This is a genomic window from Nocardia sp. CA-120079, assembly GCF_050955745.1.
In the GTDB taxonomy this organism is placed as follows: Bacteria; Actinomycetota; Actinomycetes; order Mycobacteriales; family Mycobacteriaceae; genus Nocardia.
Genome location: NZ_CP192088.1, coordinates 9,546,772 through 9,570,391 on the forward strand (window position 1 = coordinate 9,546,772; position 23,620 = coordinate 9,570,391).

The window sequence follows — 23,620 nt, forward strand, 5'->3', positions numbered from 1 at the left end:
GGGTGTCTCGATGTGGCAGTCGAGAATGACGCTCGCCAGCTAAGTGTATTTACCCGCTGGTCAGCTTGTAGAAACATTGACGACGCAATTCGGCTCGGGTTCGGCATCGCGGATATCACCCGGCTTTGTGATGCTGATCTCGCCCATGCGGTGCCACCTGCGGCCGCCCCTGTAACCTGGACAAGCGTACGGCTTTCGACGATGCGGGCCGCGCGGTGAGGGGATCAGGGGCGGACGGAAAGGAACGCATCGTGGCACATAAGCCTGCCCAGATCGCTCGGCATGCCGCCATCGTGCTCGCGGGCGCCGCTAGTCTCAGTCTCACCGTTACCGCGGGGGCCTACATCGTCCACCAGATGGCCGACACCCAGCACGCCACCAACGACGTGGCCGCACCGCCTGCGGTGCGGATTCCGGATAGCGACATCGACCACGGACCGGTGCTCTCCGATGCCATATTGACCGGTGGAACTCGTGATCTGCCCGCACAATTCGGCCGCTTCCCGGCGGAATCCAGCGGCGGCACCGTGAAAATCTCTCAGGTCCATACAGATTCGCCTGCCTCCGCCGGAATCAGCGGCAGACTGCGCCTCGGCACCGCCTATGTCGGCGCGCAGGTGGCACCGGGACGCGCGAATTCCGTCGCCTTCACGGTGGACACCAACGCGCTGACGGCACTGACGGATTTCCTGCTCACCGAACCGGCTCGGGACCGGCTCGGCATCCACGCCGATCCGGATGGCGTCACCCGGTTGCGCACCGAGGTCGATACGCACAACGGCGAAGTGATATTCACCTTTACGGATCCGACCCTCGGTGAACACGGCCTGCGGCTCGATCGCAATCCCGCGCCGGGCACTGAACATGCTGCGACCGTGGAAGATTCGGCTACGTCAGAAACCGTCGACGCGACCCCGAATGCGACTATGACGACGGCGAAGCACACCGTCGCGGTCTAGTCCGCCTACGCTGCGTCCCATGTACGACTTCTGTGTCATCGGGGGCGGGATCGTCGGAGTCGCGACGGCGCATCGGATTCTGCGACGTCATCCGGGTGCGAGCCTGGTGCTCGTCGACAAGGCCGACGCACTCGCGACCCATCAGACCGGACACAACAGCGGCGTCATCCATTCCGGCATCTACTACCCGCCGGACAGTCTGAAAGCGCGGCTGTGCCGAAAGGGCGCCGCCTGGACGAAGGAATTCGCCGCGGCACAGGGCATTCCGTTCGAGGTGTGCGGAAAACTGCTGGTGGCCACCGATGCCGCCGAATACCGGCGGATGCTCGCGCTGCACGAACGCTCGGTCGCCAACGGCGTCGATGTCGAACTCATCGACACTGCCGAAATGACTCGCCGCGAACCGCATGTCACCGGAGTCGGCGCATTGTTCGTGCCCGCTACCGGCATCATCGACTTCACCCGCGTCACCAACGCACTCGCCGAGGAGGTCCGGGCCGCGGGCGCCGAAATCGTGCTGAATGCCGAGGTCACCGCGCTCACCGAAACCGCCGATGCGGTCACCGTGGCGGGTCCCGCGGGTTCCTGGACGGCGCGCACCCTGGTGGTCTGTGCGGGCCTGCAGGCCGACCGGATGGCCGAACTCGCCGGTCTGCAAACCGATTTCCGCATCGTGCCGTTCCGCGGCGAGTACTATCAGCTGCCGCCCAGCCGATCCGGGCTGGTGCGCACACTTATCTATCCGATTCCCGATCCGAATCTGCCCTTCCTCGGGGTGCATCTGAGCCCGATGATCGATGGCACCCTGACCGTCGGCCCCAATGCGGTGCTCGGCCTGGCCAGGGAGGGCTACCGCAAGGGCAGTTTCGACGCCCGCGATGCCCGTGCGGTGCTCGGTTTCCCCGGCTTCCATCGGGTGGCCCGCGCCAATGTGCGCACCGGACTGCGCGAGTTGCGCAACTCTCTGTTCAAACGCGGCTATCTGGCCGAATGCCGAAGGTACTGCCCGGATCTCACGATCGCGGATCTGCGACCACGCGAGGCGGGGATCCGCGCGCAAGCGGTACTGCGCGACGGCACCCTGGTGCACGACTTCCTGATCGAACGCACACCGCGCTCGATTCACGTGCTCAACGCACCGTCACCGGCGGCGACCTCCGCCATGCCGATCGCCGAATACATCGTCGACCAACTGTGACCCCGCCGAGTTAGCTGGGTTGCGCGTTCCAGCAAACCAAGCGACCACCCGGTCATCAATGTGGTAAGTCCGCCAACCAAATTCCCGGCAACCCCTCGAATAAAGAGGAGAGCTGTAGTACTTTTAGCGGAGCCAACAGGGAGGGGCCCTATGGGCCACATCAAGTACGCGAGCGACGTCGGAGCCCCGGTCGAGGTGGCCTTCACTTATACGGACAACCATCAGTTCGTGCCGGATTGGATGTTCGCCGTCGCCGCGTTCGAGCCGAAAGACGAGCTCGACCAGGGTCTCGGTGCGATCTTCACGACGCGGATCAGGCTGGGACTGTGGCGGCCGACCATCGAATGCGAGATCACCGAATATCGGCGCAATGTGGTGATCGGCTACACATTGCGCGGCCAGTTATCAGGAACTTTGACGCTGCGCTTCGACCCGCTCGGCTACGGACGCTCGGTACTGACCTCGCAAGCGGAGTACGCTCCACCGAGTGGGCTCTTCGGTCGGCTGTGCCTGCGCCTGGTGGATTCCGCCGTGCGCTCGGCACTGCGCCGCACCGAATCCCAGTTGCGAAGGGAGATAGAGGAATTCCACGGTACCGATCTTGTCGGTCGGATTGCGTAGGGTGCCATCCATGATCATCGTGAGCACCGACGGATCCTGCCTCCGCAATCCCGGCGGCGCCATCGGCTGGGCTTGGGTCAATCATCAGGGCGGTTCACGCAGCGGGGGAGCCGCCACCGGAACCAACCAGGTCGCGGAGTTGCGCGCGCTTTTGGAGGCGGTACTCGCCCATCCCGGCGAGGAACCGCTGTTCATCGAGAGCGATTCGCTATACGCGATCAAATGCGCCTCGGAGTGGATCTTCGGCTGGCGGACCAACGGCTGGCGCACCGCCAGCGGCGGCGCGGTGAAGAACGTGGAACTCATCAAGCAGATCGACCGGGCCATCGCCTCCCGGCCGGGACCGGTCCGGTTCCGCTGGGTGCGCGGACACGTCGGCAATTACTTCAACGAAATGGCCGACACCCTCGCGGGCGAGGCGGCCAGACAGGCCGCTGCCTCCGCGGCGGCCGGTGAGATCCCGACCGCGGAACTGCCCGAGCTACCGCCGGTGCTCGAGGACTCCTCCGACAAGACCACAAGATCCGCCCGGCCGCGGTCAGCGGGGAAGCCGGTCGCGCCAGCACCTCAGGCATTGACCCTGTTCTGAGTCACGCCCGGCGCGACCGGACGCAAGACCGCCGGAAAGACCTCCGGGCGGGTGGTGCCATTCCCACCCGCCCGGAGGCGCTTTTCACCAGTAGTTGATCCGATCAGTTGCCCATCTGCTTGAGGATGGGCAGATCGAACTTGTCGACCAGCCACTTGTCGCCGACCTTCTTCAGACCGGCGACCACCACGAGCTCCACCTTGCTCGGCGGCTTGTTCGCCGCGGCGATATTCACATTGGTGGTGGTCTGACCGATCACCACCAGCACATTCGCGTGCTCGGTATCGCCGGACTGGAAGCCGCACTGCATGTCGTAGGTGGACGAGGTGGCCTTGGCGTCGATGACGACACCCTTGAGGTCCTGGCCGAGCTTGGCGAACTGATCCTTCCAGTCACCGGCCGACGCGGCATCCACCTTCTTCAGGTACTCGTCGATGGTCTGCGGATCGTAGGTGGAGATCAGCTTGCCGTATTCGCACGCCGCCGCGGTGGCCGCCTCGTGCGCGTCCAGCTCATCGCCGCGATTACTCGCCTGCCGGTAGAAGACGACAACGGCGGTCACCGCCGCGACCAGCAGCACACCGGCGACGAATGCGGCGACGATCGGCACCAGCGCGCCGCGATCCTTGCCGCCATTGCGCGGAACCGGCTGCGCGGCGCCCTTGGCCGACGTGTCCGCCGCCTGTTTCGGCTCGGACTTCGGGGCTGCCGGGGTCGGCGCCGCGGCTACCGCATCACCCGACTTCCCGATCTCGACGGTCTTGTCCTCGGCGGGCGCGTCGGCCTTGGCGTCCTCTTTCGGCGCATCCGAGTTCTGGTTCTCGGCGCCGGCATCATCAGTGGACATCGATACAATCCTGCACTTTCCCGGCGCACCCGAGCGCACCGATATTGCCTTGTCGGTCCGCATCAGACGAACCGTTCGCACTCTGCGGGGGAGTATTCCCGGCCCGGGATCGCACGCCAGGGCCGGGGTAACTCACCGTCGAATACGTACCGCTCGCTGTGTCAACTCACCGCAGTGTTGGGTTCACCGCAGCGGCGGCGGGGTCATTTCATTCGGATCCGCGCCCGGCGGCATTTGCGCGCCATTGTCCGGAACATTCGGGCGCGGCGCATTCGCCGAACCGCGCACCTGCAGTCCGGGCGGCGGGTTCTCGCAGTAGTTCCACTTGGGCAACGAACCGTCCTGGATCACCTCGTTGCGGATCGGCGTGTGCTTGTACTGGCAGATCGGCCGAACCCAGATATCCGCGACAGCGTGGAATTCGTTGTCGTGCGCCGGCACACCAGCGGCGGACAACCCGATGTTCAGGGACGGGAACAGCGCCTGCAGCGCCGGAATCCGCAGCTGCGCGGCCCGGGTCATCGCCGCGAAGTTGGCGGCGAGACTGGTGATCGGATCGGCCGTTTTGTCCAGCACCGCACCGAGACTGGTCAGCTGTCCCGGCGCCTTCTCCAGCACCGCCTGCAGTTCACCGTTCGCATTGTTGAACTGGTCGAACAGCTGACCCGAATTGTGGGTCAGCGTCGCGAGATCGGGCTGCGCCATCGAGGTGGTGTTCGCGATCGTGCGCAGGTTGGTGATCAGATTCTGGGTCTGCGGCAGCAGATTGTCGAAACCGGCCATGGCCAGGCTGATGCCGTTCACCATGCCACGCAACTGATCCGGGCCGCCGCTGAGCGCGGTGTCCAGGTTGGCCAGGATGACGCTGAACTTATCCGGATCGATCTGGGAGATCAGCGCGCTGGAGTTGTCGAGCACCGACCAGATCGGGGTCGGGGTCTTGATCTTCTCCACATCGAATTCGATGACCGAACCGTCCTTCAGGTACGGCGCCTGCTCGGAATTCGGCCGGAAGTCGATGTACTGCTCACCGGCACCGGAGAGCGCGCCCACCGAGATCTTGGTGTCGGCCGGAATCTTGTACTTCGCGTCGATTTCGGTCTTCGCGGCGATGGATTGTCCGCGATTGACCAACTCGATCGAGGTCACCTTGCCGATGCGATAGCCCCGCAGGGTCACATCGTTGCCCGGCTGCAGACCACCGGAGCGGTCCAGATCCACGGTGACGGCGTAGGTCGACTTCAGCGGATTCACCCGCATCACGCTCACCAGCAGATAACTGGCCCCGACGACGAACACCAGCACCAGGCCGATAGTGGACAGCAGCATCTTGCGCTGCATCAATTTGCCGAGCCAACTCATCGGTGCCCCCCCTGCAGTCGTCCTTGAATCGCCTGCAGGACGGTGATCAGGCTGCCCGCGAAGTCGCTGAGGTCGCGGCCGTCGAAGAACTTGCCCTGCGCCGGATCCGACAACAGGCTGAAGTTGTGAATATTGGTGACGGTGGCGTAGACCGCGAGGCTGTTACCGCGGAAGGACGCATCGAGCGGGCCTCGTATTTCGTGCAGCGCATCCAATGCGGGACCGAAGTTCTGCTCGGTCTGCGACAGCGCGTTCATCAGCTTGTGCACATTGTCGAGTAGGTCGCCCAGTTGGTCGCCTGAGGTGTTGGCATAGTCGCCGAGCGCCGCGCTGGTCACCGAAATCTTCTGCAACAGATCGCCGATGGCCCGGTTGTTCTCCGCGATGGCACCGATCATCTGCGGCAACGAATCGGCGACCTGCCCCAATTCCGAGTGCCTGCTCTCGATGGTGTTGGCCAACGTGCTGAACTGGGCGAGCACGCTGTCCACCCGGGCGCTGTTTTCGTTCAAACTGCCGACCACGCCGGTCATTTCATTGACCAGATGCGCAATCTGATCGCCGCGACCACCGACGATGGAATCCATCTCCGAGGTCAGCTTGGTCAGTGCGGCCACGCCACCGCCGTTGAACAACATGGATACCGAGATCAACAGCTCCTCGACGGTGGCGCCCGCCGAGGTCTTGTCCCGGCCCAGCGTGTCACCGTCGTGCAGGGGCGGCGCACCCGGATCCGCCTTGGCCTTGGACACCGCGATGAACACATCGCCGAGCGGGGTGGCCTGGCGCAGTTCCGCGGTACTGCCGACGGGAAGTTCGATGTCCTTGCTGATCTTCAGATCGACAATGGCTTCGAAGTTCTTGGTCTGGATATTGGAGACCACACCGACATCCGAGCCACCGATCTTCACCTTCGCCTGATCGGGCAGATTCAGCGCATTCTCGAATTTCGCGTGCACGGTGTAGGTTTCACCGGCCAAGCCCGGTTTCGGCAGCGGCAGCTTCTCCACCGTGAAACCACAGCCGGAGGTGATGGCCACCCCGGATGCCGCCGCCAACGCGAGCAGCGTGCGGCGGGCCTTCATCGTGAACCGGTCGCTCATTTGGTCATCCCCAACAGTGCCGCCGTCATACCGAGGTCCGGACCGAGATCCTCGAGCTTGCCGGTGCGGCAGCCATCCGAACGCATCTGAATCCGTTCACAGAACACGCTCAGCAGTTCACCGTTGAGGAAGGTCGGCAGGTTGCCGTGCAGCCGGACGTAGCCCAACTCCCGGTTCATCGACCGGTCCAGGTTTTGCATGAGCAGCGGCGCGATGTCGACGACCTCCGTGAGGCCGCGGGCATTGGCACGCAACTGATCGGTCACCTTGGTCAGACCCTCCAGCGAACTGCCCAGCTGATCCTGGTACTGCACGAAGACCGAACTCGTATTGGCCAGGAAGTCGTTGAGCTGGCGCAGTGTGGCCTCCAGCCCGGGGGCCTGATCGCTGAGCAGTCCGGTCATCTGCGTAATCCGATTGCTGAAATCGCGTACGGACTGGTCGTTTTCGGCCAACATCGTGGTCAGCTCGTTCAACTTGACGATGATGCTGGAGACCGCGTCCTTATTGTCGACGCCGACCTTCAATGCGCTGGAGAGCGCGTTGAGGGTGTCACGCATCTTCTCACCGTTGCCGTTCAACATCGGATAGAGCACCCGACCCGACAGCGGACCGATGCCCTCGGTACCCGGTTCCGGCTTTAGCGCGGCGGCGAACTGATCGATGGTCTTGAGCATCGTGTCCAGCTCGACCGGTGTCTTGGTCTTCGCCTTGGGCAGATGCGCGCCGTCGGACATGGTCTCGCCCTGGGTGTAGACCGGGGTCAGCTCGACGTGGCGGTCGGTGACGATGGACGGCGAAATGATCGCGGCCATCGCGTCTTTCGGGATCTTGACATCCTTGTCGATCGTCATATGCACTTCGACCAGGGTGCCTTTGGGAATGATCTTGTCGATCTTGCCGACTTGCAGGCCGAGCACCGTGACCGGATTGCCCTCGAAGACACCCGCGATGTTCTCGAAATCCGCGGTGATCGTCATCGTGTTCCCCAGTGCGCTGTTCACCGAACTCGGCACCAGCGAGCAACTGCCGATGGCCAGGGCCGCGGCGCTGATCATCAGTGGTTTGGCCACCCGCCGCAGATTCGGCAGGCGCAGGTTGATTCGCATCAGTCTCATCCCTTGCACCCCTCGATCAGGTGGGCGAAGCACAACCAGTTGTCGGGGAAGAGCCAGGGGAGGCCGACCTCACCATACGGACCGTTGCCGAACGCGTTGTTGAAGGTGCGCACCGACACCGGCATGATCTGCAGCATCCGGTCGAGGTTGTCCTTGTTCTTCTGCAGGCCCTCCGCCATGGTGTTCAGCTGCGCGATGGTCGGGCCGAGCTGGTTGTTATTGGCCGCACCGATCTCCTGCAGCTGGCGGCTCAGCGTCGACACGTTGTCGAGCAGCTGGCGCAGCAGGGTCTGGCGTTCCATCACCCGGTTGGCGATGGCCTCGCCCTGGGTGATCACCAACAGCACGCTATTGCGGTTGTCGCCGAGAATCCTGGTGACCCGGTCGAGATCCTTGAGCAGGCTGTCGACCTCCTCCTTGCGTGAATCCATCACCTTCGCCAGTGCGCCGACGCTGTCCAGCGCCTGCGCCGTCAGCGCCGGCGAATCGCCCATCTGCTTGTTGATCAGATCGAGCGAGGTGGCCAACTGCTTGGTGTCGAGCGCCTCGAACTTCGGCGTGCCGTACTCGACCACATCGGCCAGGTTGTACGGAACCGAGGTGTTGGACAACGGAATTCGGCTGTCCTTCAGTCCCGACCCATCACCGGGGTCCAGATCGACATAGCGTGCGCCGAGCAGCGTCGCCATCTTGATCGAGGCCCTGGCATCGGGACCGAGCTCGACATCGTTGTCCACGCTGAGGGTGAGCAGGACATGCCCGTTCTCCAGCTTCGCACCGGACACATGGCCGCTCGGGACACCGGCCACATTGACCTTGTCGCCGACCTTGACCCCGGCGGTCTGCACGAACTCGGCCTTGACCGTCTTCTCACCGACGCCGATCAGCTTGTAAGCGCTCGAGCCGATCAGCAGCACGATGATGAGGACGCCACCGAGGACACCCAGCCAGAAGTAGCGGTTGCGGTTGAACCTGTCCTTGATCTTGGTCATCATGGGCGGCACACCGCCGACTGTCCGTTGCCACCGATCTGTGTGAGCAGACCGCGGGGGAGCAGGATGCCGTACAGCGAGACGTCCAGCTTGCAGAAGTACGCATTCGCGTAGGCGCCGTCCTGGGTGAACTTGCCGAGGGCGGACAGCGCCGCGGGCAGGTCGATCGCGGCTTGGTCGAGTTTGGCGCCGTTGGCGATCAACATTGTCAGCGCCGCACTCGTCGAATCCTGTGCCGTGGCCAGCTTCGGCTGGATCTTGCCCATCATGTCGACCAGTCCGCTGGTCGCGTCCGCGATCTGCACCGTGGACGCTTGCAGCGACTGCCCCTGGTCGTACAGGCCGCCGATCAGTGCCCGGGTCTGGGTAACCAGGGTCTCCAATTCATCACCTCGCTTGGCCAACCCGGACATGACGCCGCTGAGGTTGGTGATCACATCGCTGAGAATCGCGTCTCGGCGCTGGAAATCCGTGGCCAGGGTAGCGGCCTGAGTGATGAACGCGCTCAACGAAACCCGGTCACCCTGCAATGCCTGGATGAAGGTCTCCGAGAGCCGGTTCACCTGCTCGGGCTGCAACACCTGAAACAGCGGCTGGAATCCGTTGAGCAGTCCGGACACATCGAAGGACGGTTCGGTGCGCTCGAGCGGAATCGTGGCCTTGTTCTTCAATACCGCCGGGCTCGCCGCCTTGCCCGGGGCCAGTGCGACATAACGCTGGCCGATCAGGTTCTGGTAGCGCACCAGCGCCTTCGTGTCGTCGTACACCGTCTGGTTGCGCTGCACGATGAACGTCACGTTGGCGACGGACTTCTTGGTCTTCGAATCGCGGGTGACTTCGATCTTTTCGACCTTGCCGACCCGCACGCCCGCCATCCGGACGTCATCACCCTCGCGCAGGCCGAGCACATCGCTGAAGGTCGCGGTGTAGGTGTTGGTGTCACCCTCCACGACCCGCGCCAGCGTATTCCAGACGACAACGGTGACCAGGATCGAGACGATCGCGAAGAGGCCGAAGCCGATCAGTGGTTTACGAACGCTCATTCGGCGGCACCGCCGACCTGCAAAGAACCTCCGCGCATTGCCGAACTGAGCAGCAGATATTCGGCCGTCGTCGGCCGACGACCGAGCAGGGCCACGATCGCGGCATCTCCTTCGTACGAAATTGGACCGGCGGTCACTGGCGCACTGGCCGGTTGGGCGGGCACGGCCGGGGCCGCGGGCTGATCGGAGGAGGGCTGCGCACCCGGTGCGGGCGGCACCAGATTCGGGAACAAACCCTCCAGCGGGGTGCCGGCGAACGGGCTGGCCGGCTTCGGCTCACTCGAGCTCGCCGCGAGCGGATCACCCGGCGAGGTCAGACCCGGGATCTCCGGGAAGCCCGCGGGCAGTGGCAGTTTCGCCAAACCCTGCGCCGTTTCCAGCGAACGCGGCTGCATCGACGGTGGCAGGTAGCCGGGATCGGAGACCGCGGGTGCAGTGGCACAGCTCGGGCCGGCCAGGTTGCCGTAGCGCGGGCAGTCCGCCTGCTCGTACGGCCGATACGGGGTGAGCGTCGCACCGGCATTCCAGACCATCTGCCGCTGCGGACCCCAGTGGAAGGTCGTACTCAACTTGCGCAGCGAGTTGTTCAGCGACGCGATGGTGTCCGGGATCGAGTTCGCGTCGGCGGCAAGCGCGCCGAACATATCGCTGGTCCCCGCCGTGATCTGCTTACCGATATCACCGTTGCGGGCGAACAGGCCGTTGACCGTATCCACCGTGCCCGCCGTGCCACTGATCAACGCGACCAAGGCGGTGCGGTGATCGGCGATGGTCTGCGCGGTCTTCACCGAACTGCCGAGCACATCGAGCAATTCGGGCGCGGACTGGTTGAGCGCGCGGGCCGAGGCCGAGAAATCATCGAGCAGCACACCGAGATTCGGGATGGACTCGTCCACCGAGGTGAGCCACTTGTCCAGCCGCTCGATGGTGGAGCCCGGCATCCGGCCGCTGCCGTCCAGCGCCTGGGACAGCGTCCCGAGCACCCGGCCGAACTGCACCGGATCGAGCTTGGTGAGGATATTTCGCACGTTGGTGAGGGTGTCCTGCAGCGCGATGGTGCCCTGGCTGCGGTCCTCCTCGATGGTCGAACCCTCGTGCAGGTACTGATCCGCGGGACCGTTGGGGGGGACCAACTCCACCGAGGTGACGGCGAACAGGTTGCTCGGCACCACGCGGGCGGTCACATTCGACGGGATATCGCCGGCGAATTCCGGTTTCAGGTCGATCTTCACCTTCTGCCGCGCGCCCTTTTCGACGACCTCGACATCCTTGACCACGCCGACCAGCACGCCGCGGAACTTCACGTCGGCCTCGCTGGGCAGCCCGTCACCGGTGTCGCCCACATCGGCGACAACATGCACCTTGGGCACGAAATAGCCTTGGTATCTCGCCATCAGGAAGCCGAGGATGAGCGCGAAGACGACGAGTCCGCATACGCCGGCGACCAACAGTTGTCGCATGGTGGGGCCACGCCCACTGGGATCGATGATCATCTCGTCCTACCCCGAGATCCGGATGCCGGGATTGACGCCCCAGATCGCCAATGTCATGAACAGGTCCGCGAAAACCACGATGATGATGCACATCTTGATGGCTCGACCGGCCGCGACACCCACGCCTTCCGGACCGCCCGAGGCGAAAAAGCCGTAGTAGCACTGGATGAATGTGGTGATCGCGACGAACACCATCGCCTTGGCCAGTGAGTAGAGCACGTCTGTCGGTATCAGGAACTGATAGAAGTAATGCGCGTAGGTACCGCTGGAGGTGTTGCCGATCAGCTGCACCGTGAGCGAGCAGGAAATGTAGGCCATCGCCAGGCCGAGGCAGTAGAGCGGAACGATGGCGACCATCGCCGCGAACATCCTGGTGCTCACCAGATACGGCAGCGGCCGGATCGCGATCGACTCGAGTGCGTCGATCTCCTCGGAGATACGCATCGCGCCGAGCTGCGCGGTGAAGCGACAGCCGGCCTGGGCGGCGAAGGCGAGTGCCGCGAGCAGCGGCCCCAACTCCCTGGTGGTCGCGAATGCGGAGATGGCGCCGGTGATCGGGCTCAGGCCGAGCAGATTCAGCGAGGTGTAGCCCTGGATGCCGACCGTCATCCCGCCGAACGCGCTGAGGATGAGGATGACGCCGATGGTGCCGCCACCGACGACCAGGCTGCCGTTGCCCCAGGTGACATCCGACAGCAGCCGCCAGACTTCCTTCGGATAGTGCCGCAGCGCCAACGGGATCGAGCCCACCGACCGCAGGAAGAAGAACACCTGGTGACCCAGGCGCGCCACCATATCCACCGGTGCCTGCGCGGACTTCTTTATGTGTCGAAGTGGCCGCAGCAGCGGCGGTACATAGGTTGTTGACACCGGCTCAGACCACCTGTGGGGGGAGGAGAACGTTGTAGATCTGGGTGATGATCAAGTTCACGCCGAACAGCATGATGGCGGAACTGACAACCGCGGAGTTCACCGAGTTGGCTACTCCACCCGGACCACCGCGGGTATTGAGCCCGGTATCACAGGCGATGATCGCCGCGAGCAACCCGAAGATCAACGATTTCACCAGTGCGACAAGAAGATCGATGGTGACGGCGAACGAGGAGAAGGTGCCGATATAGGAACCGGGAGTGCCGTTCTGCGCGAAAATATTGAAAATGTAGCCAGTCAAAAATCCGACGAATACGACGAAGCCACACAGCAATACGCTGACCAGCATGGCCGCACCGAGCCGGGGCGCGACCAGGCGACGCAGCGGATCCACTCCCATCACCCGCATCGCGTCGATCTCTTCGCGGATGGTGCGCGAACCGAGATCGGCGGTGATCGCCGAACCGACCGCGCCCGCGATCATCAGCGAGGTGACCAGCGGCGCACCCTGCTGAATGATGCCGAGACCGTTCGCCGCGCCGATGAACGAGGTCGCACCGACCTGGCTCGCGACCGCGCCGACCTGGATGGAAACGATCACGCCGATCGGGATAGCGACCAGCAGTGTCGGTGCCGCGGCGACACTGGACATGAACGCACACTGGCGGATGAACTCACGATAAGGAAAACGGCGTCGGAATATCGCGATGAACAACTCCGCGACCGCCGCGAACCCCATCGTGATCTGTCTGCCGAAGGTCTCCAAGGAGCGTTTCGGATGGTCTTCCCAGTAGGCCTTCGTCCAATCGACCGCATCACTCATCCGTGACTGCGCTGGTGGACTCTTGGTCGACTGCACTGGCTAACCCCTCTCGACGCCGGTAACCAAACCCCGACGACTTGTTTGCTTGACGCACCCTACTACGGAGTAGTGCAGAACACACCCACCCCCGTGTGATTGCAGTCATAGATTGGAGTCAGTGTGGGAAAACGCTATGAGCAGTGGCCCGAGGCTTGGGATCGGTCCCAAAGTTAACGGTGATACCTCTAGAACGGGCCACAAGTTCTACGGCTCCCAGCAGTCCCGCATATTGCCTGTTCCAATATTTAAGCGGATAATATTCATGCAAAATATGCGCGCGATTCGAATGGTTCCTTCGGTACCGATCAACATACAACCGAAACCCAATCGGACACTTTGCGATGATCGCAGTAATAGACTTTCGCTATCGCTGGTAAATGAGACGCTGCATCCAAAATGTCGAAAAGTGCGGTCTTCGCCGACGCGTTCGACATCGACAGCTGACCGTTTCGAGCGACCCGCAAGTGATCGCCACGGATAGAGGACGCGCCCGGAGCCGAATACTGACACGATGGGTGCGACAGATTGATATCGTGCGGACTTCCGACGTCTGGAGGGACATGTTCAGCAAACTCGCCAAGATGGCCAACGCTGCCTTCGCCGTAGCTCTTGGTGCGGCACTGGTCGCGACGGGGGCCGGGACCGCGGAGGCCGCGGGGCCACCCGTCATCGGCGGTGGGTCGGGAATCATTATCGATAATCAGTTCGAATGCACTGTCACGACGGTCGGTTACGACGGCGGGGGCCGATTGGTCGGCCTGACCGCGGGACACTGCGGCGACCCGGGCGCTCAGGTGTACGCCGAACTCGACCGCGGCGCAGGCGTGATCGGCCGGTTCGTCTACTCCAACCACGATCTCGACTACGCCATCATCCAATTCGATCCGGCCAAGATCACCCCGGTCAACCGGGTCGGCAATGTCACCATCACCGGGATCGGCGGCCCGGCCCAGTTCCCGATGATCGTCTGTAAGGAGGGCCGCACCACCGGCAATACCTGCGGCATCGCCTACGGCGACCTGTTCGGCACCAATATGGAGACCTGGTCGCAGATGTGTGTGGTGGAGGGCGATTCCGGGGCACCGGTCGTCGTCGGCACCACGCTGGTCGGCATGGTGAACGCCTATCTCGCCATCGCCTGCTTCGGACCCGAGGTCGGCACCAATATGAGCTCGATCATGGGCGATATCAATGCCCGTGGCAGCGTCGGGGCGGGCTTCAACCCGATCTAGCCAGGATCGGTCGAATACCGAATGAGCGGGTCGAATGACCCGCTCATTCTGTTTTGTGCAGCGGCGCCAGCGCCGGACCCGCCACCCCGCACTGCGGCATGCAGTCGACATTGTCCAGTGTCGCGGCGCGGCGCGGCGCGCGCAGTAGTACTGCCGCGATCAGCGCACCGGCCACCAGCAGGCCGACGCAGATCCACATCGCGACGCCGAAGCCGCGGTCGAATTCTGTTGGGTCGCCGAGCGATCCGGAGATGCCCGCGAGGCCGGGCAGCGCGGCGACCGCGAGCAGCTGAGCGGTACGGGCCACGGCATTGTTCACCCCGGAGGCGATACCGGCCTCACTGGCGGGCACCGCGCCGAGTACCGCGCCGGTGAGTGGCGCGACCAATACCGACAGGCCCAGACCGAAGACCAGCACACCGGGGAGTACATCGGTCAGATAGGTGGTGTCGGGGCCGATGCGCAGCAGCAATACCAGGCCGAGCGCGGCTAGCAGCGGACCGACCGTCATCGGAACGCGCGCACCGTGCACCTGCGCCCAACGCCCCGCGGGCGCGGAAAGCACCAGCATGATCAATGTGACCGGAACCGTGGCCACCCCCGACATCAGCGGCGTGTACTTCGCCACCAATTGCAGCTGCATGACCAGGAGGAAGAAGACACCGCCGAGCGCGGCGTAGACCGCGAGGGTGACCAGATTTGCGGCTGTGAAGACCCGACCGCCGGAAGCGACGGGCCCGGAGGAGGTAGCCTCCGTAACCACGGAGGGCCCCGCGCCCGGCGAAAATGTCCCAGCGAACAGCGAGGGCGGCACCAGCGGGTGGTCGCTGCGTATTTCGATCACCACGAAGACCGTGAGCAGCAACAGACCGACGACCACCAGCAGCGGCATCGCATCGATCAGACCGAAGGTCAGCGCGCCGAGGGCCATCGCGACCACCGCCGCACCCGGAACATCCAGTCGCGCCGAGGCATTCGGGTCGTGGCTCTCCGGCACATGCCGCAGTGTGACGAGTACGACGACCACCGCGAGCGGGACATTGATGAAGAAGATGGACTGCCAGCCGGCCAACTCGATCAGCCAGCCACCGAGGAACGGACCGAGTGCGCCCGCGACGCCGCCGAACCCGGACCACAGGCCGATCGCCGCACCCTGATCGCGTTGGTCGATGGACGAGGAGATCAGCGCCAGGCTGCCAGGGGTGAGCATCGCTCCCGCCACACCCTGCAGGATCCGGGCGACGACGAGCATCTCGATATTCACCGCGGCACCGCAGAGCACCGAGGCCAGCGCGAAACCGATCACACCCCAGACGAATACCTTGCGGCGTCCGAGATGATCGCCGAGCGAGCCGCCGAGCAGGATGAACGAGGCCAGGGTCAGCGTGTAGCCGTTGAGCGTCCACTGCAGGCCGGCGACATCGGTGTCGAGGGATTCGCCGATGCGTGGCAGCGCGATATTGACGACGGTGGCGTCCAGCGAGGCCACCGACGAACCGAGGATGGTGGCCAGCAGGATCCAGCGGCCGGTAGCCGAACCCAGCCGGGGTAACTCAGCACTCACCGACCAAACGTAGCCGCTACCCGCCTGTCTTCGTGGGCGTCAGAGATTTTGGACGCAGACCACGAAGCGACGCGTCGGGTACTCGAAGCCGCTGCTGCTGCCGCAGACGCTGGCATCGTCGGCGCCCTGCTGGATATTGGTCACCTTCACGCCCTGGCTGACGCGTTCGGTGCAATCGATGCGCTTGGGATCCTCGCCGCTGATATCCATGCAGCCACCGACGACCCAGTCGATATCCAGGCAGATCGCGCCCTGCTGCACGCCGTTGAGGGTTTCGAAGTAGGCGGAGTCGCGGTCGGCGACGCACTGCGAACTCGTCGCCGCCTTCCCGATGACCTTGTAGTTCGAGGCCCGGCTGCCACAGGAGGCCTTGGCGATGGTTGCGTTGTCGGTGGTTCCGCCGAGTGTCACGCAGTCACCGACATTGGCCTGGAAATCGGTGCTGCCGCCCTTGGTCGCCGAGGTGGTCGCCGTCGGCTTACCGGAGGACGGGCGGGCACTGGTCGTGGGCCGTCCCGAGGTGGGCCTGGCGCCTGAGGTTTTCGGCGTGTTGGTGGATGAGACCGCATCGATGGTCCCGTTTATGGCGGGCTGGGCATTGCCGCTGATCTTATTGCCGCAGCCCGCTAGCGAGAGCGCGGCGACGACGGAGACCGCGGCGATGGCCGCAGTCGCGAGGCGACCCGAGATCGGTTGACGAGACACTTACAGTCCTCCCGGCTGTAACGCTCCGAACTCATACCCCCGTCGGAATCCGAAGTGATCTAGCAAAGCGTGAAATACCACGCCATGCATACACCACCGAGCGCAGGTGCGTCGAGTCGACAGCAACCGCATCGGAGAAGCGAAGTGCCGGTCCAAATGTTGGTTCGATCACTGTGGCACCGCGGCGTACCAGCGGAATCGGTGTCACAGCAACCGATCTGGGTATGGTGGGGTTTCCGGTGTGAGAGGAGTTCGTCCGTGAAGCTGATCAGCGCGATCACCTGCACCGCCGCCGCGTTCGGCGCCGCGCTGATCCTCCCCGCTGTGGCTTCGGCAACCGATGTGCACTGCGCTTCCGACGGCGGGACGGACGTCACCGTGATCGACGGCGGCACCGCATGCCGGGCCACGGCCGAATCCCTCGGCCGGGCACGGGCGGCCGGATACGACGGAGTCGGCTACGCCCGTGCCGGCCTGGGTGCCGCCGCGCTCGGCATCGGTGCGGCGGGCGGTGTGGGCGCCAGCGACGGAGTCGACGGCATTCCGATCGCGCTCGGCTTCGGTGCCGATGCCGTCGCGCTGACCTCGATCGCCGCTGCAGCAACGGATTCCGAGACCGACCAACCGCGCCCGCCCACCCCGCTGTTCGCGATATCGATCGCCTTCGACGGCTCGCGCGCACAGGTCGCGACCGCCGACAGCGCGGTGGTGTGCCTGGGCACGGCGGCGTTCGCGTGGAATTCGGCAACCGGTGCGACCTGTGTGACCACGCCTTTCGGTCGCTGGCAAACGCCACGATCCGAGTTAGGCTGAGAATTCGGCCCCAGCCAGCCAGCAGGAGGTGTGACCCATGGTTTCAGCCTTCCCCGCACCGGACCGATGGCCAGCCGCGCCGCTGGAGATGCTCGTCGATCCGAGATTCGTCCGCCTCGCGGATCATTTCTTCGGCATGTTCGCCCAGCCGACGCGTGGCGGCGCTGCGCTCGCGATCTATCTCGACGGTCGCCCCGTCGTCGACATCTGGGCGGGCTGGGCGGCCAAGGATCGACGTTGGAACGGCGAGAATGTCGCGCTCGCCTTCTCCACCGGCAAGGGCGTCGCCACGACCGTGGTGCACCGGTTGGCCGAGCGCGGGCAGATCGAATACGAAGCCCCGGTCGCCACTTACTGGCCGGAGTTCGGCGCACACGGCAAGGAAGACATCACGGTGCGCGATGTGCTCTCGCACCGCGCCGGGCTGCACCGGGTGCGCGGCCTGGTCCCCGGCCGGGAGGGCATCCTCGACTACGACGCCGTGGTGACGGCGCTGGCCGAGAGTCCCGCCGATCCGCGGCGCATCCGCACATCGGGCTATCACGCGATCACCTTCGGCTGGCTGGTGGCCGAGATCGTGCAGCGTGTCACCGGTGATCAGTTCACTGATGTGGTGCGCCGCGAGATCGCGGAACCACTCGGCTATGACGAATTCTGGTTCCGGGTACCGGAATCCGAGCGCTATCGGATCGCCAGGATATTTCCGCATCTGAATCCACCCGGAATCCGTTGGAATACCGCGTCATCGGTGCTGTCCTGGGTGCGGCCGGTGCGCGGACTCGCCGAGGCGGGGATGCCGGAGAGCTTCGACGAACTCGTCCGCGATCCGCGCGTGCACGATGCGGTGATGCCGGGCTGGAACGGTGTTTTCTCGGCGCGCGCACTGGCCAGAATGTATGGAGCCCTTGCGAATAAAGGACGGGTCGAGGCGCTGGATCCCGAACGCGGTGGTCACGCCATCGACGCGGTGCAGTTCCTGCGACCGGAAACGATCGCGATCATCAATGAGACACAGCGGGCCGACAGCCGCGACTATGTGCTCGGGGTGCCGCTGAAATTCACCCTCGGCTATCACCGTCCGGTCGTGATGTCCAAGCAGCAGCCGCGAAAAGCCTTCGGCCACTACGGACTCGGCGGTTCGGGCGCCTATGCCGATCCCGAACTCGGTATGTCGATCGCCTTCGTCACCAATCGGCTCGGCAATGCGGTGACCGCGCTCGGGGATGCTCGGCTCGCGCGCTTGGCCGCCCTCGCCGAGAATACGGTGCGCAGGGGGCGCCCGAAGGGTGCCGTCGAACCGGGACCGGCGTGAGTTCGTAGCTATAGATATGGAGCAGGCGGGCGCATCCGAGGAAACGGCGCTGGACGCGGCGTCTTCGACGCCGCGCGCACCGAGAATGGTGGTTGCGCACGCGTTGGCGGCGGGCATCGATTTCGAGCGGTACTTCCGTTGGCGACGCGAACGCGAGGGCGATCCGTTCTACGTGCGGTTTCCCGGTTTCGGCGCGGCGCTGTTCACCGGCACGGCCGACGGCGCCCGCGAATTCTTCCGCGCGCCGACCGATCTGCTCGAACCGCCGCGACCGAATCCGATCGAACCCCTGGTCGGCTCCGCGTCGCTCATCCTGGCCGCGGGCGAACGACATCGGCGCGATCGGGCATTGCTGGCACCCGCGTTCCACGGTGCGCGCATACGCACCTACGGCGAACTCATCCGCGAGTCCACCGTCGCCGAAATATCGGGCAGCACAGGCGAATCCCGCCCCGCCTGGACACCGGGCACGCGCATCGACTCGCGTGCGGCGGCAAGGGCGATCACGCTGCGGGTGATTCTGCAGGCGGTATTCGGGGTGGACAGCCGCGAACGACGCGCCGAATACACCGCCGCGGTCGCGGAATTCCTCACCGCCTACTCCGGACCGCTGATGCTGGTGCCCGCACTGCGCCACGGACTGTTCGGCCGGGCGCCGTGGGATCGGTTCGTGGCCGCGCGCGAGCGGCTCGACGAGCTGATCCTGACCGATATCGCACAGCGCCGCGCCGTCGACTCGGTCGGCGCCGACATTCTCGGTCTTCTGCTCGCGACCAGCTATGACGACGGTACCTCGATCACCGATGACGACATGTGCGACCAATTGCGCACCCTGCTCGTCGCCGGACACGAGACCACCGCGACCAGTCTGGTGTGGGCGCTGTTCCATCTGCATCGAGAACCCGGGGCGTTGCGGCGCCTGCGCGCCGAACTGGACGCGGCCGGCCCCGACGCCTCCCCGCTCGAGCTGGCCGGGCTGCCGTTCCTGGACGCGGTGTGCCAGGAGACACTGCGGCTGCATCCCGCGGTGCCGATCGTGCTGCGCAGGTTGACCGCGCCGTTCGCACTGCGCGGTGTCGAACTCGCGGCGGGCGACACCATGGGCATCGCGCTGCCGCTGCTGCATTCCGATCCCGCGGTATGGACCGATCCGCAGCTCTTCCGGCCGGAGCGGTTCATCGAGCGCAAGTACCGGCCGTACGAGTTCGCACCCTTCGGCGGCGGACATCGACGGTGCGTCGGGGCATCGCTGGCCGACTACGAACTGCGGATCGTGCTCGCGACCATTCTCGGCCGACGGCGGCTGCGATTGCCACCGCGGTATGCGCGCGGGCGGGTGCCGCTGTCGGTGCCGCACAACATCGCGACGGGTCCGCATAGGTCGATCCCATTCGACGTTGTTTCGTGATTTATCTCACGAAGGAGTTTGGCTCATTTGCGGCTCGAATTACTTGACGGCCGCCGTGAGCCACCGAGGCTCACGGACCTGACCGGCAAGTTTCACGAAAGATCATGACCCCCAACAGCATATGTGTTGCTCGCCACACTATGCGATAAGCACGAATCAATCCGAAACGCCACTGGCCACGGATGGCCATGGACGGTAGGAAGGACGCCAGGGTCGGGTGCGTCATATACCCGTGGGGTGCTTCGGGTGCCCCGCGCCGTTTTTCCGTGGGCGTTCGCACGCCAATCCACGAAGAGTCTTCGTGAAACCGCCCTGCGAGCTCCACACCGATGAGAGATCTCGCTGCGCCACGGCGTAGGCGAGAGATGGATTGGACGAGAAACTTATGCATGCCGCTTTGCACACCGGGACGTCGACTGCTCCTCGTCGGGGAGCGCTAGCCCGCCGACTCCGGCAGGGCATCCTATTGTCGGCGGCGATCGCCGCGGTCGGCATCACCGCCGTCGCGCCGGCTCAGGCCGATCCGGCATTGCCGGGTGTCGGCACCGGCTCCGCTAACTCGACCGCCACCGATCCGGGTGCCACGGCGAACTTCGCGCCGCCGAGTATCAGCCCCGGTGACGGCGAGACCGTCGGCGTCGCGCAGCCGATCATCATCAACTTCAAGGATCCGGTGACCGATCACACCACCGCCGAGCAGGCCATCAGGATCACCTCCTCGAATCCGGCGCCGGGCCACTTCTACTGGTTCAGCGACACGCAGGTGCGCTGGCGGCCGAACGAGTTCTGGCCGGCCAATACCGATGTGACCGTCGAGGCGGGCGGCACCCGCACCGCATACCGGATCGGTGACGCCTTCATCACCACCGCCGACGACGAAACGCACACCATCACGATCACCCGCAACGGCGAGGAGATCATGACGATGCCGACCTCGATGGGTAAGACCAAGCACGAGACCCCGAACGGCACCTACTTCGTCGGCGAGCAGCTGCGCAAGATGACCATGGATTCGTCCACCTACGGTGTGCCGACCACCGATCCCGAGGGCTACAAGGTCGAGGTCGAATACGCCACCCGGATCTCCAACAGCGGCATCTTCGTGCACGCCGCCCCGTGGTCGGTTGCGCAGCAGGGTGTTTCGAACGCCAGCCACGGCTGCCTGAACGTCAGCACCGAGAACGCCAAGTGGTTCTTCGAGAACGCCAAGAAGGGCGACCCGGTCATCGTCCAGAACACCCAGGGCGGCACCCTGAACGCTCGCGACGGCTACGGCGACTGGAACGACTAGGCACCCGATCGCCACCCCCGAAACTCAACTCCGCCCAGGCACGAACAGCCTGGGCGGAGTTCGTTTGTTCAATAGATGGTGTTCGGAATTTTCCGTACGCCAGACCAGTTGCCAGATAGTCTCCCGAGTGGCGCAACGCTACAACTGATTTCGGGAGAACATGGGTAACTCGCCGGGTACGCCCAGAATCCAGACACCGGCACGACCGCCGGCCCGCGAGGATAGTCGCGCCGCACCCCACGACCGGCAAAAGGCTCGGGGAGGCGGACGAGCACATGGGTAACTCGTCGGGTACGCCCAGCAAGAAGTTCAGCGTATCGGCGTTCGGCCTTAACCGATCGTTTGCTGCGCGCCGTAAGGCTTCGGTCGTGCGAACCAGGCCGGAACGAGTACTGCCCCAACCGCGTGGGCGTGGCCTGCGCAATCGGCCGTGGCAGGACTATGCGCTGTTCCTGGTGTTGCTCGGGCCGAATCTGGTGCTGCTGACGCTGTTCGTCTACCGTCCGCTGGCCGACAATATCCGGCTCTCGTTGACCGACTTCAATATCTCCGACAACTTCGTGACCTACATCGGGTTCGCGAACTACCGGGAGTGGTGGGGCCGCGACGACTCCTGGCAGATCGTCACCAATACGGTGGTGTTCACCCTGGCCGCGGTGGTCGGCAGCATGGTGCTCGGCCTGGCGCTGGCCCTGCTGCTGGACCGTAAGCTGTTCGGGCGCAATGTGGTTCGTTCGGCCATCTTCGCGCCGTTCGTCATCTCCGGCGCGGCCATCGGCGTCGCCTTCCAGTTCATCTTCGATCCCAGCTTCGGGCTGATCCAGGATGTGCTGCACCGCATTGGGGTCGACAAGGTGCCGGACTTCTACCAGGATCCGCACTGGGCGCTGTTCATGGTGACGGTCACCTATATTTGGAAGAACCTCGGCTACACCTTCGTCATCTACCTGGCCGCGCTGCAGGGCACCCGCGCCGATCTCATGGAGGCGGCCGAGATGGACGGTGCGAGCCGCTGGACCACCTTCACCAAAGTGCTACTGCCGCAACTGCGCCCGACCACGTTCTTCCTGTCCATCACGGTGCTGCTGAACTCGCTGCAGGTCTTCGACATCATCAATGTGATGACGCGCGGCGGGCCGCTCGGCACCGGCACCACGACCATGGTCTACCAGGTCTACGAAGAGTCCTTCCGCAACTTCCGGGCCGGCTACGGCGCGACGGTCGCCACCATCATGTTCCTCGTGCTGCTGGTCGTCACGCTGGTCCAGGTGCGCATCATGGATCGGGGCGAGCAGTGAAACACGCGTGGCCGCAGCGATGGGCGCGCCGCAAATCGGACACAGCGACCCGCGCGGGTCGCCATGGAAACAGCGTGGCGACTCTTTCGTATCGCCGCAGACAGCGGGCGGTGACGGTGCTCGGATACGCCGCGATGGTGTGTGTGCTGATCATCGTCGGCGTTCCACTGTTCTGGATCTTCATAACCTCGTTCAAGGCACGTCCGGATATCTACACCCAGCCCGCGGTGTACTGGCCGCACAGTTGGCATCCGGCGAACTACGAGGACGCCACCACGACGCTGCCGTTCTGGACCTTCCTGCGCAATTCGCTGATCATCACCGGGATCATCGCGCTGGTGAAATTCGTGCTCGGCGTGTTCAGCGCGTACGGCCTGGTATTCCTGCGGTTTCCGGGCAAGACGCTGGTGTTCCTGGTGATCATCGCGGCGCTGATGGTGCCAAACCAGATCACGGTGATCTCCAACTACGCGTTGATCGCCCAGTTGGGTTGGCGAAATACCTTCCAGGGCATCATCATTCCGCTCTGCGGGGTGGCCTTCGGCACCTTCCTGATGCGCAATCACTTCCTCTCACTGCCCTCGGAGGTCATCGAGGCGGCCCGGATGGACGGCGCCAACTGGTGGCGCCTGCTCACCCGGGTGGTGCTGCCGATGTCCGGACCGACCATGGTGGCCTTCGCGGTGGTCACGCTGGTCAACGAGTGGAACGAATACCTCTGGCCGTTCCTGATGGCCGACGACACCAGGGTCGCCACACTGCCGGTCGGCCTGACCCTGCTGCAGAACACCGAGAATCCGAGCGTCACCAACTGGGGACCGGTGATGGCGGGGACGCTGCTGACCATGCTGCCGATCCTCGTCGTCTTCCTGCTGCTACAGCGCCACATGATCAAAGGCCTCACCTCAGGTGCGGTCAAGGGTTGACCGATTAGGAGAAA

At 64.4% G+C, this 23,620-nt stretch carries 22 protein-coding genes; 11 read left to right on the forward strand and 11 right to left on the reverse strand.

All coding sequences use genetic code 11. The features are described 5' to 3' along the window. Window positions 1-251 precede the first annotated feature (251 nt). From ACQPYR_RS42985 to ACQPYR_RS43000, 4 genes are all read left to right on the forward strand, one after another. Window positions 252-959: a hypothetical protein gene (locus tag ACQPYR_RS42985; RefSeq protein WP_433625929.1), complete on the forward strand. Its 708-nt coding sequence runs from the start codon at window positions 252-254 to the stop codon at window positions 957-959. Between the two features lie 19 nt (window positions 960-978). Further along, window positions 979-2,157, forward strand: a complete 1,179-nt coding sequence (lhgO, locus tag ACQPYR_RS42990) for an L-2-hydroxyglutarate oxidase (RefSeq protein ID WP_433625931.1) — start codon at window positions 979-981, stop codon at window positions 2,155-2,157. A gap of 150 nt (window positions 2,158-2,307) precedes the next feature. After that, on the forward strand, window positions 2,308-2,778 hold the full coding sequence (locus ACQPYR_RS42995; RefSeq protein WP_433625934.1) for an SRPBCC family protein: 471 nt from the start codon (window positions 2,308-2,310) through the stop codon (window positions 2,776-2,778). Window positions 2,779-2,788: 10 nt separating this feature from the next. Next, complete coding sequence (locus tag ACQPYR_RS43000; protein ID WP_433625936.1) at window positions 2,789-3,367, forward strand: ribonuclease H family protein; 579 nt, start codon at window positions 2,789-2,791, stop codon at window positions 3,365-3,367. A 103-nt stretch (window positions 3,368-3,470) separates the two neighbouring features. Here ACQPYR_RS43000 and ACQPYR_RS43005 read toward each other — a convergent pair whose 3' ends face one another. The 9 genes from ACQPYR_RS43005 to ACQPYR_RS43045 form a co-directional block, all read right to left on the reverse strand. Then, window positions 3,471-4,214, reverse strand: a complete 744-nt coding sequence (locus ACQPYR_RS43005; protein WP_433625938.1) for a hypothetical protein — start codon at window positions 4,212-4,214, stop codon at window positions 3,471-3,473. A gap of 183 nt (window positions 4,215-4,397) precedes the next feature. Beyond that, a complete protein-coding gene (locus ACQPYR_RS43010) occupies window positions 4,398-5,576 on the reverse strand; it encodes an MlaD family protein (RefSeq protein ID WP_433625941.1) in 1,179 nt (392 codons plus the stop codon). Beyond that, entirely contained in the window at window positions 5,573-6,679 is a 1,107-nt protein-coding gene (locus ACQPYR_RS43015) for an MCE family protein (RefSeq protein WP_433625943.1), read from the reverse strand. The genes ACQPYR_RS43010 and ACQPYR_RS43015 overlap by 4 nt, the downstream gene beginning before the upstream one ends. Continuing rightward, window positions 6,676-7,788 carry an MlaD family protein gene (locus ACQPYR_RS43020; protein ID WP_433625945.1) on the reverse strand — a complete coding sequence of 371 codons (1,113 nt, stop codon included), beginning with the start codon at window positions 7,786-7,788 and terminating at the stop codon, window positions 6,676-6,678. Before ACQPYR_RS43020 ends, ACQPYR_RS43015 begins: the two co-directional genes overlap by 4 nt. Before the next feature lie 5 nt (window positions 7,789-7,793). Continuing rightward, the gene (locus tag ACQPYR_RS43025; protein ID WP_433635417.1) at window positions 7,794-8,789 is read right to left on the reverse strand and encodes an MCE family protein; all 996 of its coding nucleotides are present in this window, start codon (window positions 8,787-8,789) and stop codon (window positions 7,794-7,796) included. Then, a complete protein-coding gene (locus tag ACQPYR_RS43030) occupies window positions 8,789-9,832 on the reverse strand; it encodes an MCE family protein (protein WP_433625948.1) in 1,044 nt (347 codons plus the stop codon). The genes ACQPYR_RS43025 and ACQPYR_RS43030 overlap by 1 nt, the downstream gene beginning before the upstream one ends. Then, window positions 9,829-11,325 (reverse strand): MCE family protein, encoded by a 1,497-nt coding sequence (locus ACQPYR_RS43035; protein WP_433625951.1) that lies wholly within the window; start codon window positions 11,323-11,325, stop codon window positions 9,829-9,831. Before ACQPYR_RS43035 ends, ACQPYR_RS43030 begins: the two co-directional genes overlap by 4 nt. A gap of 6 nt (window positions 11,326-11,331) precedes the next feature. Continuing rightward, window positions 11,332-12,195 carry an ABC transporter permease gene (locus ACQPYR_RS43040; protein WP_433625954.1) on the reverse strand — a complete coding sequence of 288 codons (864 nt, stop codon included), beginning with the start codon at window positions 12,193-12,195 and terminating at the stop codon, window positions 11,332-11,334. Between the two features lie 4 nt (window positions 12,196-12,199). Next, the gene (locus ACQPYR_RS43045) at window positions 12,200-13,018 is read right to left on the reverse strand and encodes an MlaE family ABC transporter permease (RefSeq protein ID WP_174566228.1); all 819 of its coding nucleotides are present in this window, start codon (window positions 13,016-13,018) and stop codon (window positions 12,200-12,202) included. Between the two features lie 599 nt (window positions 13,019-13,617). Here ACQPYR_RS43045 and ACQPYR_RS43050 point away from each other — a divergent pair. Beyond that, window positions 13,618-14,289, forward strand: coding sequence for a S1 family peptidase (locus ACQPYR_RS43050; RefSeq protein WP_433625957.1), 672 nt, complete (start codon window positions 13,618-13,620; stop codon window positions 14,287-14,289). A 43-nt stretch (window positions 14,290-14,332) separates the two neighbouring features. Here ACQPYR_RS43050 and ACQPYR_RS43055 read toward each other — a convergent pair whose 3' ends face one another. Beyond that, on the reverse strand, window positions 14,333-15,853 hold the full coding sequence (locus tag ACQPYR_RS43055) for an MFS transporter (protein ID WP_433625960.1): 1,521 nt from the start codon (window positions 15,851-15,853) through the stop codon (window positions 14,333-14,335). Between the two features lie 39 nt (window positions 15,854-15,892). After that, window positions 15,893-16,543, reverse strand: a complete 651-nt coding sequence (gene lppU, locus ACQPYR_RS43060) for an LppU family putative lipoprotein (protein WP_063042525.1) — start codon at window positions 16,541-16,543, stop codon at window positions 15,893-15,895. Between the two features lie 273 nt (window positions 16,544-16,816). Between lppU and ACQPYR_RS43065 the strand changes: the two genes are divergently transcribed. The 6 genes from ACQPYR_RS43065 (at window position 16,817) to ACQPYR_RS43090 (ending at window position 23,606) form a co-directional block, all read left to right on the forward strand. Then, a complete protein-coding gene (locus ACQPYR_RS43065; protein WP_433625962.1) occupies window positions 16,817-17,371 on the forward strand; it encodes a DUF6764 family protein in 555 nt (184 codons plus the stop codon). A 37-nt stretch (window positions 17,372-17,408) separates the two neighbouring features. Then, a complete protein-coding gene (locus ACQPYR_RS43070; RefSeq protein ID WP_433625964.1) occupies window positions 17,409-18,683 on the forward strand; it encodes a serine hydrolase domain-containing protein in 1,275 nt (424 codons plus the stop codon). Window positions 18,684-18,699: 16 nt separating this feature from the next. Continuing rightward, window positions 18,700-20,091, forward strand: coding sequence for a cytochrome P450 (locus tag ACQPYR_RS43075; RefSeq protein ID WP_433625966.1), 1,392 nt, complete (start codon window positions 18,700-18,702; stop codon window positions 20,089-20,091). A gap of 385 nt (window positions 20,092-20,476) precedes the next feature. Further along, entirely contained in the window at window positions 20,477-21,382 is a 906-nt protein-coding gene (locus ACQPYR_RS43080) for a L,D-transpeptidase (protein WP_433625969.1), read from the forward strand. A 368-nt stretch (window positions 21,383-21,750) separates the two neighbouring features. Then, window positions 21,751-22,680 carry a carbohydrate ABC transporter permease gene (locus ACQPYR_RS43085; RefSeq protein ID WP_433625972.1) on the forward strand — a complete coding sequence of 310 codons (930 nt, stop codon included), beginning with the start codon at window positions 21,751-21,753 and terminating at the stop codon, window positions 22,678-22,680. 134 nt (window positions 22,681-22,814) lie between these two features. Next, window positions 22,815-23,606: a carbohydrate ABC transporter permease gene (locus ACQPYR_RS43090; protein WP_433603673.1), complete on the forward strand. Its 792-nt coding sequence runs from the start codon at window positions 22,815-22,817 to the stop codon at window positions 23,604-23,606. Window positions 23,607-23,620 lie beyond the last annotated feature (14 nt).

Excerpts from the sequence above, each read along its gene's own strand:
- ACQPYR_RS42995 (WP_433625934.1), top strand. The coding sequence starts at position 2,308 with ATGGGCCACATCAAGTACGCGAGCGACGTCGGAGCCCCGGTCGAGGTG.
- ACQPYR_RS43075 (WP_433625966.1), top strand. The coding sequence starts at position 18,700 with ATGGAGCAGGCGGGCGCATCCGAGGAAACGGCGCTGGACGCGGCGTCT.
- ACQPYR_RS43010 (WP_433625941.1), bottom strand. The coding sequence starts at position 5,576 with ATGAGTTGGCTCGGCAAATTGATGCAGCGCAAGATGCTGCTGTCCACT.
- ACQPYR_RS43080 (WP_433625969.1), top strand. The coding sequence starts at position 20,477 with ATGCATGCCGCTTTGCACACCGGGACGTCGACTGCTCCTCGTCGGGGA.
- ACQPYR_RS43070 (WP_433625964.1), top strand. The coding sequence starts at position 17,409 with ATGGTTTCAGCCTTCCCCGCACCGGACCGATGGCCAGCCGCGCCGCTG.
- ACQPYR_RS43015 (WP_433625943.1), bottom strand. The coding sequence starts at position 6,679 with ATGAGCGACCGGTTCACGATGAAGGCCCGCCGCACGCTGCTCGCGTTG.
- ACQPYR_RS43090 (WP_433603673.1), top strand. The coding sequence starts at position 22,815 with ATGGTGTGTGTGCTGATCATCGTCGGCGTTCCACTGTTCTGGATCTTC.
- ACQPYR_RS43045 (WP_174566228.1), bottom strand. The coding sequence starts at position 13,018 with ATGAGTGATGCGGTCGATTGGACGAAGGCCTACTGGGAAGACCATCCG.
- ACQPYR_RS43005 (WP_433625938.1), bottom strand. The coding sequence starts at position 4,214 with ATGTCCACTGATGATGCCGGCGCCGAGAACCAGAACTCGGATGCGCCG.
- ACQPYR_RS43020 (WP_433625945.1), bottom strand. The coding sequence starts at position 7,788 with ATGCGAATCAACCTGCGCCTGCCGAATCTGCGGCGGGTGGCCAAACCA.
- ACQPYR_RS43035 (WP_433625951.1), bottom strand. The coding sequence starts at position 11,325 with ATGATCATCGATCCCAGTGGGCGTGGCCCCACCATGCGACAACTGTTG.
- ACQPYR_RS43025 (WP_433635417.1), bottom strand. The coding sequence starts at position 8,789 with ATGACCAAGATCAAGGACAGGTTCAACCGCAACCGCTACTTCTGGCTG.
- ACQPYR_RS43050 (WP_433625957.1), top strand. The coding sequence starts at position 13,618 with ATGTTCAGCAAACTCGCCAAGATGGCCAACGCTGCCTTCGCCGTAGCT.
- lhgO (WP_433625931.1), top strand. The coding sequence starts at position 979 with ATGTACGACTTCTGTGTCATCGGGGGCGGGATCGTCGGAGTCGCGACG.
- ACQPYR_RS43030 (WP_433625948.1), bottom strand. The coding sequence starts at position 9,832 with ATGAGCGTTCGTAAACCACTGATCGGCTTCGGCCTCTTCGCGATCGTC.
- ACQPYR_RS43000 (WP_433625936.1), top strand. The coding sequence starts at position 2,789 with ATGATCATCGTGAGCACCGACGGATCCTGCCTCCGCAATCCCGGCGGC.